Below are 9,633 nucleotides of genomic sequence, written 5' to 3' on the forward strand. Positions count from 1 at the left end.
CCGCCTCCACTCACTCCCTAGCCGCTTTCCAGACCTTGCCAATCAGCGTCACGACCAACACCAGCACCGCGCCAGCGATAACCCCGGCGACCGCATCGATCAGGGTCGGGACAATCATCGACAGCCCGCCCACAGCACCGGCTGCAGCTTCGGTCACGCCTTCGACCCAATGGTGAGCAAACGGCAGACCGTGAACCAGAATCCCGCCGCCGACCATGAACATGGCCGCAGTGCCGACAATCGACAGTACCTTCATCAATACCGGCGCAAGCCAGAGCAAAGCACCACCGATTTTCTGTGCCGCAGAGCTTGCAGTCTTTTTCAGGTACAGGCCCAGGTCGTCAAGTTTGACGATACCTGCCACCAGTCCATAGACACCGACGGTAATCAGTACCGCGACAATAACCAGTACACCGACCTGATCCATGAAGGGTCGGGCCGACACTACGCCCAGCGCCAGCACGATGATTTCTGCCGAAAGAATGAAGTCGGTGCGAATCGCGCCTTTGATACGGTCCTTTTCGAACGCCACCATGTCCACTGAAGCATCCGTCGCCGCCTGCTTGCGCTGATCATGCTCTTCGCCGGTTTCGGGATGCAGCCATTTATGGGCGATTTTCTCGAAACCCTCGAAGCACAGGAACGCGCCGCCGATCATCAACAAGGGAAGAATCGCCCAGGGCGCGAAGGCGCTGATCAACAGTGCCGCCGGAACCAGGATTGCCTTGTTGAGCAACGAGCCCTTGGCCACGGCCCAGACAACGGGCAGTTCGCGATCAGCTGAAACACCGGTGACCTGCTGGGCATTGAGCGCCAGATCATCCCCCAGCACACCCGCGGTTTTCTTGGTGGCCAGTGCCACGTCATCCAGCAGGGTCGCAATATCGTCGAGCAGGGTAAGCAAGCTTCCAGCAGCCAAAATAAAAATCCTTGAGCAAGTAAAAAAGGAAATAGCACTGATTGAATCATGCGCCAGGGTCAATCGTGTGGCAGTCAACAACTCTGACCTTCATCAGACGTGAACGTTTGACGCTGCGTAGTACAAGCAGGCCACGTCGAGCAACCGGTTAAATGGGTAATTGCGTGGTCGACACCACCTGACGCAGTCCCATGAACGAGCGGATCTGTCTGACACCGGGCAAGTACAGCAGCTGTTCGGCATGCAGGCGGTTGAAACTCTGACTGTCTTTGGTGCGCAGCAGCATGAAGTAATCGAACTCGCCGGTGACCACATGAAACTCCATGCAGCCGGACACCTTCTGCGCGGCTTCTTCAAATTGGGCAAATGAATCCGGGGTCGAGCGGTCGAGCACCACACCGATCAGCACCACCATGCCGGCGTCCAGAACGTCGCCATTGAGCAACGCCACCACGCCCTTGATAACGCCCGCCTCCTTCAACCGCTCGACGCGCCGCAAGCACGCAGGCGGGCTCAGCTTGACCTTCTCGGCGAGCGCCACGTTGGAAATCGAGGCGTCACGTTGAAGGGTCTTGAGAATGGCGCGGTCAATCCTGTCCAGCAGCGGCGCTACATCGCCAGCGGACTTTTTAGTTCGTTCATTTATTGCTTTCATGATGGCTTTCACAAAATAAAAGTTTGCGTTAGTGCTATGACACTAACGCTGATTTTGCAAATAGACAATTCTTTGCAACCACGATTATTCAGCTATTTCCTATGATAGGAACCACTTCAGGCACACCGTTCAAACGTCGAACTCATTCCTTGCAGGCCTGAATCAACTTATCAACGGAGCCCCGATATGAACCTGAGCAAGTTCAAGCGCTACCCTCTGACCTTCGGCCCCTCGCCCATCACCCCTCTAAAACGCTTGAGCGAGCATCTGGGTGGCAAGGTCGAGTTGTATGCCAAGCGCGAGGATTGCAACAGCGGTCTGGCCTTTGGCGGTAACAAGACCCGCAAACTGGAATACCTGGTGCCGGAAGCCATCGACGGCGGCTACGACACACTGGTGTCGATCGGTGGCATCCAGTCCAACCAGACCCGCCAGGTGGCGGCAGTCGCGGCGCATCTGGGTATGAAATGCGTACTGGTTCAGGAAAACTGGGTCAACTACTCGGACGCCCTGTACGACCGGGTCGGCAATATCGAGATGTCACGCATCATGGGGGCCGATGTGCGCCTGGACTCGGCAGGCTTCGATATCGGCATTCGGCCGAGCTGGGAAAAGGCCATGGCCGACGTCGAGGAAAGCGGCGGCAAACCGTTCCCGATTCCAGCGGGCTGCTCGGAGCACCCTTATGGCGGCCTGGGGTTCGTGCGTTTTGCCGATGAAGTGCGCCAGCAGGAAGAAGAACTTGGCTTCAAGTTCGACTACATCGTGGTCTGCTCGGTAACCGGCAGTACTCACGCAGGCATGCTGGTGGGATTCGCTGCCGATGGCCGGGCACAGCGTGTGATCGGTATCGACGCGTCAGCCAAACCGGACAAAACCCGCGCACAAGTCCTGCGCATCGCTCAGAACACCGCAAAACTGGTGGAACTGGGCCGCGAAATCAGCGCCGAAGACGTGGTGCTCGACACCCGCTACGCCTACCCCGAATACGGCCTGCCGAACGAGGGCACCCTTGAAGCCATCCGCCTTTGCGCGCGTCTTGAAGGCGTATTGACCGACCCGGTCTACGAAGGCAAATCCATGCACGGCATGATCGACATGGTGCGCAATGGCGAATTCCCCGAGGGATCAAAAGTGCTCTACGCCCACCTCGGTGGCGTGCCGGCGCTGAATGCCTACAGCTTTTTGTTCAAGGATGGTTGAGCCGAAAGCGTTCCTGCAGTCGATAACACACTTCGGCTGCAGTGTTCCCGGCTAAACCCGAAAATACTTCTGTAGCGCCTGCGCCAGCAGGCTCACCGCCTCGTCGTTCTGTGACGACGGCGAGCGCAGGAAGACGATTTCGTGCTCGGGAATTTCAGGCAGGTCATCGAGAATCTGCATGGCTTCCGTGACTCCGCTCCGATCAATAAGGCTGATCGCCAGGCCCGCTTCCACACAGGCTTTGATCGCCTGATTGGACGGGCTTTCGAGAACTACACGGATTTTGCGGCCGTTGTCTTTGAGCGACGCCATCATGGCTTCACGATAAGGACATTGCGCTGCGTGAATGGCCAGCGGCAACGGGTCCGCAGGTCCCAGTGCGACGCTGGCCGGCCCGACCCAGACCGGCTTGGTAGATACCAGAAACTGCGTATCAGCACTTGGCTGCCCTTTGGGTTGCGCGATCACTGCTGTCTGTAACTTGCCGCGCGCAACCTGCTCGCGCAGGGTGTAGCTGGGTGCGGTTTTCAATTCCAGCACCACATTGGGCCAGGCCGCAGCGAACACCGGCAGGATGTCGCGGATGACATGAACGGCGTACTCATCCGGAACACCCAGCGTGATGCGCCCAGCCAGATGAGTCCCTTGCAGGTCAGCCAGCACGCGGTCATGGGTGGACAGCAATTCCGTCGTCGAGACCAGCAAACGCTTGCCCAGCGCAGTGAGAGACACCGCCTGGTTGTCCCGATTGAGCAAACGCCCGCCCGCTACCGCCTCAAGCCGCTGGATATGCACACTGACTGCCGCGGGGCTTTTGTGAAGTTGCTCGGCAGCCGCAGAAAACTTCCCTATTCGCGCCACGGCATGAAAAGTACGTATCAGTTCGATATCGAGAATTGCGCTCATGATTCATAAAACCTGAACAACTACTGCACTTAATTTTGATTTATTAGATTACGCTGACTTCGTAACCTGTGTCCATGAATCAGCACCTATCGATTTCTCCGAGCGTAACGCGACCTGCCTGGCATCAGGCCATTCCCCTTATCTTGCTGGAAGCAGCCCTTGTCCTGACCTGGAGCTCGGGTTTCATCGGCGCACGGTTTTCGCTTGATTACGCACCACCATTGTTGGTGGTGTTCTGGCGTTGTGTGGTGGTCACGTTGATCCTGCTGCCTTTCGTCGCCAGGCAACTGAGATCGATACCTCCTGCCACGCTGTTGAAAAATGCGGGCATCGGTCTGCTGGCCATGGCGGGCTATGTCGCAGGCGTTACGCAGGGCATCGCGCTGGGCGTACCTGCGGGACTCGCGGCGCTGTTTGCCGACTTGTTGCCGATGGGCATGGCACTGCTGGCTGCCGCAGTGCTCGGGCAGCGGCTTGTCTGGCAAATCTGGGCAGGGCTGGTGGTCGGTCTGGTCGGCGTGGTGCTGGTCACGTACAGCGCGCTGGCGGTGGGAGATGCGCCATTGTGGGCCTACGGCCTGCCACTGCTGGGTATGTTATCGCTGGCCATTGCGACGCTGTGGCAGAAGCGTTCGACCCACATGCAGCCCATGGACCTGCTTCCCAACCTGTGGCTGCAATGTTTTATATCGAGCTTCGCGTTCGCCATCATCCAGGGAACACAGGGCAGCCTGGCCCCCATTCCCAGTACCGGGTTTGCGTTGAGCGTGATCTGGACGGTGGGGCTGGCAACTTTGGGCGGGTACGGACTTTACTGGGTGTGTCTGCGCCGCGCATCAGCCACCCGCGTTGCCAGCGTGCTGTACCTCAGCCCGCCGGTGACAATGCTCTGGGCCTGGGTAATGTTCAACGAGCCGCTGTCCTGGCAGATGGCGTCAGGCATGGCGGTGTCGGGTGTTGGTGTGTGGATGGTCGTGCGGGCGGAAGCGCGGCAGGTCGCCTCGTGACCGAGTCACAAGACGCCTGATGCAGGGAAGTTAAATCTTGAAACGCGCCACCATGCTCTGCAAGTCGCTGCCCAGGCGGGCCAGTTCTACAGTCGATGCGGCGCTTTGCTCGGTTGCCGAAGCCGATTGATCAGCAATGTCGCGCACGCTGAGCACGCTACGGTTGATTTCGTCGGTCACAGCGCTCTGCTGCTCGGCCGCGGCAGAAATCTGCTGGCTCATCTGCTCGATCGTACCGATGGACTGATTGATCTCAACCAGTGCCTGTTCGGCCTGACGAGCCAGCACTACCGTGCCTTCGGTGCGTTGCAGGCTGGCATCCATCAGACCCGATGCGGCACCTGTACCTTTTTGCAACGCCTGAATCAGCGCTTCGATTTCCGTGGTGGAGTTCTGGGTACGCTGAGCCAGCGAACGTACTTCGTCAGCCACCACCGCAAAACCGCGGCCCTGCTCACCCGCACGTGCAGCCTCGATGGCCGCGTTGAGCGCCAGCAGGTTGGTTTGTTCGGCAACGGCCTTGATCACGTCAATCACGCTACCGATCTTGCCACTGTCTTCGGTGAGGCGCTGCATGGCTTCGCCCAGCTGTTTCACTTCACCGGCCAATTGGCCGATTTCGCGAGTGGCGTGCTGCACCACACTGCTACCGTGAGCGGCACGCTCGCTGGCCTGTTTGGCCGCCAGCGAAGCGTCTTCGGTGTTGCGTGCTACTTCCTGCACGGTCGACGCCATTTCGTTCATGGCGGTGGCAACCTGGTCGACTTCGTTTTTTTGCAACGTGACGCCGGCACTGGTCTGTTCGCTGACAGCAGACAACTGTTCGGCTGCCGTGGCGATCTGCGTCACACCGTTGCCGATGCCGCCGATCAGGCCGCGTAGAGAAACCGTCATGTGCTGCATGGTGTTCTGCAACAGGCCCAGTTCGTCCTGGCGGGTGGTGCTGCTGTCATGGGTCAGATCGCCGTCGGCAATCCGGCGCGCCGCAATTACGGTGCTGTTCAACGGCACGGTAATCTGACGCGTGATCAGGAACGCAGCAAAGATGCCGACCAGCAGCACTACCAGCGCAACACTCAGCAATTGCACAACAGCGGTTTGTTGTTCCTTCTTGGCACTGATGACCTGCAACGCCGCCAGATCATCTGCACGGGCAGCGGTCGCTATGGATTGCTGTTGCAGATCGGTACGGACTTGCTCGGTCTGCTGCAGCATGTCCGAAATCGACGTCATCAGCACCTTGTACTGTTTCAACGCGACCAGCGCGGCATCCACTGCAGTATTTGCCTCGATAGGCAACTGGCTGCGAGCGGCGTCCACTTGCGCGATCAGGGCGTCGGCGGCCTTATAGGTGGCCTGACGGTTGTCGGCATTCGGAACACTCAGGTAGCGGCGAAACACCAGACGGAAATTGGTCATGCCGTTACGCAGGTCGCCAGCGATCTTGACCTGCCTGATGCCGGTTTCATTCGGCGAACGCAAGGTGTCGTCAATGGTCTTGTTCAGCAGATTCTCAAAGGTCGCGCTGACATCATCGGAAACCTTGATGATCGGTTTCAACGCCTCGTCGACTTTCTGATTGATGCCGACCAATTGGTTGAACGTCTGCTTCAGACCGCCCACCTGCTCCTTGATCTCGCGCAGCTTGGCCAGGTTGCTCGATATCACGAACACCTGCAGGCCCTGATCGACACTGCGGTCCAAGGTATCCAGCGCGCTGGCGTAGTTCTGCACACCTGCGGCGGTAGGGCCGGTCGCATAGGCTTGCGCAGCAATCCGGGCATTCAGAACGTCAGCCTTGATCTCGGCGACCTTGCTGCTTTTGCCCATGCGCTCGATCAGCAGGTTGGTGCTGGAGTAACCGATGGCGGTAACGGTCAGCACGCCCAGCAAAATAGCGGCAAAGCCCAGCCCTAATTTCTTGCTGACTTTCAAGTTGTCCAACCATTTTGCGCTCATTGCGTGTGTGCCTTTGATTTTTCGGAATACCCGTGAGTCGGCGCTGAAAGATTTAACTTGATAGTTAACGTTATCGGAATCACGCACGCGCCAATCGAAGGCACCCTGAAGCCCAAGAATTACGTGGCCGGCGCGCGATGATGAATATTTATTTAAATCGCCTGAGCAGAATTTTTCCGATGATTGGCACCGCGCGAAACCGGAAGATCACGCAATGAAACTGCCTTGATCTTCGCCTGTACGGAGCCATCGGAGATTGGCAACAGCGTCAGACGTTGCGGTCGGTGAAATGAACATCCAGCCGGATGTTTTCCGGCTCGTTGATCGCCGCCAGATACTCGTCCACGGTGATCTCTCCAACGCACGCCCGTGCGCCTGGCTGCGGACGGTAGCCGCCGGCCATTTTGGCGCTCAGGGCGACGGCAGCACTGCCGGGGATCTCCGGACCCTTGTCGTTCAGTGCAGTCAATTGCGCACGCATGTGCAACGGCTGGCCGGTGAGGTCGACGCCATCGACATCGATGTACATCGCGCTCTTTCGATCACCCCACTGTTCAAAGCGCGCGCCCCAACGGTACAGGCGCTCGGCCCATGACGCAGGATCGCGCAGCAGCCCACAGCGAATCGCCAGCGCCAGCAGCCAGGTCGCGATGCCGCCGGCCTTGAGCGCGGAGCCGGCCTTGAAGCTCAGATGCTGCGCGGCATAACGTGTCGCGAATACATCCAGGTCCGGGACGTCGACATTGGCCACCAGCCGTGTGCCCATGCCGGACATCCGGCGCAGGGTCAGGTCCATCCAGCCATGGACTTCGTGAACCTTGCCGTTGCGCAGTTGCCTGATCGGCCGCCCGGCATTGGCCAGTACGCCACGCACGGTCGACAGACCGGGCATTTTCGCTGCCGAGGAGATGCCATGCTCTATCGAATCGATGCGCAGAAAACGCTGGCGATGCTGATCGATGATGGCCGCCGAAAGCGTCGGCACCGAGCTGCAACCGCTCAGCACGCTGACACCTGCCTCACGCGCCTGGGCATCAAGGCTGGCGATACCGGCGACAAACGCCCGGCAATCCGCCAGGTCGCAATAATTCACACCCGCCTTGATGCAATGCCGGGCCACGGCATACGACTGCCCCTGAAAAGGCCCCGCCGTGTGGATAAGCAGATCAATGCCCAATTCACCCAGCTCACTGCCCGCGCCGTCCTGCATGATGTCCACGCACCAGCTCTCGCAGAATCTGCCAGCCAGTGTTTGCAATGCGGCAACCTTTTCCGCCAGCTTACGCGGGTCGCGACCGGAAATGACCAGTTCGATGTCCGGCATCATCGCCAGATGATTGCAGATAAGGCTGCCGAAGTTACCGTAGCCACCAATGACCAATACGCGAAGTGCCATTTACTCGTCCCTGAAATGCTGAAGGGTATGACCATGCCTTGCTGCTCAGCGATTGCCGCGAGCGATGGCGATGAAATGCGCGTGCATTATTGATCATTGGCCGAATGCCGAGTACAAAACCCTGTGCCTTTTTCATCGTGCAAGGAGCAACGGATGCTGAAACTACACACCGAACGGCTTTATCTGCGGACCCTGTTCGCCAGTGACTGGCCGTTGTTTCTGAGGCTGCACTCCGAGCCTCAGACCATGCAGTACGTCTTCGGGGAAATCGAAGAAGCACAAGTTCGCAAAGGCTTTGATCATCGCCTTCCGGTATGGACGCCAGAGTCCGATCACTGGCTGTGCCTGGTGGTCGTCGACAAGCAGAGCGGCGTGGAGCTGGGGGTCAACGGCTTTCGCATCATGTCGCCAGGGCATGCCGAAGTGGGCTGTCTGTTGCTGCCGGAACATCAAGGCAAAGGCTTCGGCACCGAATCCCGCCGGGCAATCATCGACTACGCTGCCGCCATCGGCCTTGATTCACTGGAATCGACCGTGACCGATGGCAACATTGCCTCCTGCAAGGTGCTGGAGAAATGCGGTTTCTCTTTCGAACGCCGCGTCCCGCATGCCTATCAGATCGGCGATCAGTGGTTCGATGACCTGAAATATCACCTGCGACTGAGGTGACAAGCCCGCAGCCAAGCGTTAGCCAGGCTGCGGCAAGCGGCTCAGGCTTTGGGCCGCCCTCCCAGAATCGTCACCCGCTCGCCATAGCGCGAGTGCGGGAAGTAATCCCACACCGCGTGGTGCTGGGTGCAGCGGTTATCCCAGAACACCAGCGTGTTCGGCTCCCAGCGCACACGACAACTAAGCGAAGGTTCGCGGGCGATCAGATCGAACAGCATGTTCAGCACCGCGCGGCTCTCGCCGGGCGAGAGTTGCACGATATGCGAGGTGAACCCGGAATTGACAAACAGGCTGCGGCGTCCGGTTTCAGAGTGGCGAACCACCACCGGGTGCTCGCTTTTGGGAAGGTTGGCAGGCGGCTGGTAGCCCTTCCACGGAATCTCGCCATCGTGAATGGCCGTCAGTTCGCCAAGAAACGCCTGCATCGCAGGCGAGAGCATTTCTATGGCCAGGTGCATATTGGCAAACAGCGTGTCGCCACCGGTTCCAATGGCGGGCGTCTCTTTGACATACAGCATCGAGCCCATCGACGGCTCCAGGTCAGCGGTGCCATCGGTGTGCCACAGCTCGCCAGCAGCGAAGCGTGACTGGGCGTTAGCGCGCACCACGACCAGCTCCGGGTCATCGCCATCAATGCTCTCTACCGGCAACGCACGTAACGGTCCAAACAGCCGGCCAAAGGCTTTGTGCTGTTCGACCGTCAGGTGCTGATCACGAAACACCAGCACGTGGTTTTCCAGAAAAGCGCGGCGAATTTCCTTCAGTTGCTCCTCACCCGGAGGCTGCGACAGATCGACCCCGCTGACCTCTGCACCGATTATGGGTGTCAGGCGGTTGACCGTGATGCTGTGATACGGCGCGCGAGGCGCCCCCGCGATGCCTTCGATGGCCTTGAGTGCCATTTGATCCATGATCCCTC

General features: G+C 58.9%; 9 protein-coding genes and 1 pseudogene. 3 read left to right on the forward strand and 7 right to left on the reverse strand.

Going from position 1 to position 9,633, the window contains the following annotated elements; all coding sequences use genetic code 11:
- Positions 1-10: 10 nt before the first annotated feature.
- Positions 11-919 carry a DUF808 domain-containing protein gene (locus RYB09_RS18600; RefSeq protein ID WP_122258233.1) on the reverse strand — a complete coding sequence of 303 codons (909 nt, stop codon included), beginning with the start codon at positions 917-919 and terminating at the stop codon, positions 11-13.
- 148 nt (positions 920-1,067) lie between these two features.
- Entirely contained in the window at positions 1,068-1,574 is a 507-nt protein-coding gene (locus RYB09_RS18605; RefSeq protein ID WP_002552794.1) for an Lrp/AsnC family transcriptional regulator, read from the reverse strand.
- 186 nt (positions 1,575-1,760) lie between these two features.
- Here RYB09_RS18605 and RYB09_RS18610 point away from each other — a divergent pair, with 186 nt between their 5' ends.
- Positions 1,761-2,777, forward strand: a complete 1,017-nt coding sequence (locus RYB09_RS18610) for a 1-aminocyclopropane-1-carboxylate deaminase (protein WP_316889697.1) — start codon at positions 1,761-1,763, stop codon at positions 2,775-2,777.
- A 51-nt stretch (positions 2,778-2,828) separates the two neighbouring features.
- Here the strand turns inward: RYB09_RS18610 and RYB09_RS18615 are convergent, their stop codons facing one another.
- Positions 2,829-3,683 (reverse strand): LysR family transcriptional regulator, encoded by an 855-nt coding sequence (locus RYB09_RS18615; protein WP_316889699.1) that lies wholly within the window; start codon positions 3,681-3,683, stop codon positions 2,829-2,831.
- A 74-nt stretch (positions 3,684-3,757) separates the two neighbouring features.
- Between RYB09_RS18615 and RYB09_RS18620 the strand changes: the two genes are divergently transcribed.
- The gene (locus tag RYB09_RS18620; RefSeq protein ID WP_044320597.1) at positions 3,758-4,690 is read left to right on the forward strand and encodes a DMT family transporter; all 933 of its coding nucleotides are present in this window, start codon (positions 3,758-3,760) and stop codon (positions 4,688-4,690) included.
- 30 nt (positions 4,691-4,720) lie between these two features.
- Here RYB09_RS18620 and RYB09_RS27290 read toward each other — a convergent pair whose 3' ends face one another.
- The 3 genes and pseudogenes from RYB09_RS27290 to RYB09_RS18630 all read right to left on the reverse strand — a co-directional run bounded on the left by RYB09_RS27290 (position 4,721) and on the right by RYB09_RS18630 (position 8,045).
- Positions 4,721-5,593, reverse strand: coding sequence for a methyl-accepting chemotaxis protein (locus RYB09_RS27290; RefSeq protein WP_371911635.1), 873 nt, complete (start codon positions 5,591-5,593; stop codon positions 4,721-4,723).
- A gap of 33 nt (positions 5,594-5,626) precedes the next feature.
- Positions 5,627-6,649, reverse strand: a pseudogene (locus RYB09_RS27295) (methyl-accepting chemotaxis protein); the annotation flags it as partial.
- Between the two features lie 268 nt (positions 6,650-6,917).
- A complete protein-coding gene (locus RYB09_RS18630) occupies positions 6,918-8,045 on the reverse strand; it encodes a saccharopine dehydrogenase family protein (RefSeq protein ID WP_058409224.1) in 1,128 nt (375 codons plus the stop codon).
- A gap of 153 nt (positions 8,046-8,198) precedes the next feature.
- On the opposite strand from RYB09_RS18630, the gene RYB09_RS18635 reads away from it, so the two are divergent.
- The gene (locus tag RYB09_RS18635) at positions 8,199-8,714 is read left to right on the forward strand and encodes a GNAT family N-acetyltransferase (protein WP_058409225.1); all 516 of its coding nucleotides are present in this window, start codon (positions 8,199-8,201) and stop codon (positions 8,712-8,714) included.
- Positions 8,715-8,755: 41 nt separating this feature from the next.
- Here the strand turns inward: RYB09_RS18635 and RYB09_RS18640 are convergent, their stop codons facing one another.
- A complete protein-coding gene (locus RYB09_RS18640) occupies positions 8,756-9,625 on the reverse strand; it encodes a TauD/TfdA dioxygenase family protein (RefSeq protein ID WP_058409226.1) in 870 nt (289 codons plus the stop codon).
- Positions 9,626-9,633 lie beyond the last annotated feature (8 nt).

The organism is Pseudomonas syringae group sp. J254-4 (assembly GCF_032586855.1).
Taxonomy (GTDB): Bacteria; Pseudomonadota; Gammaproteobacteria; order Pseudomonadales; family Pseudomonadaceae; genus Aquipseudomonas; species Aquipseudomonas amygdali.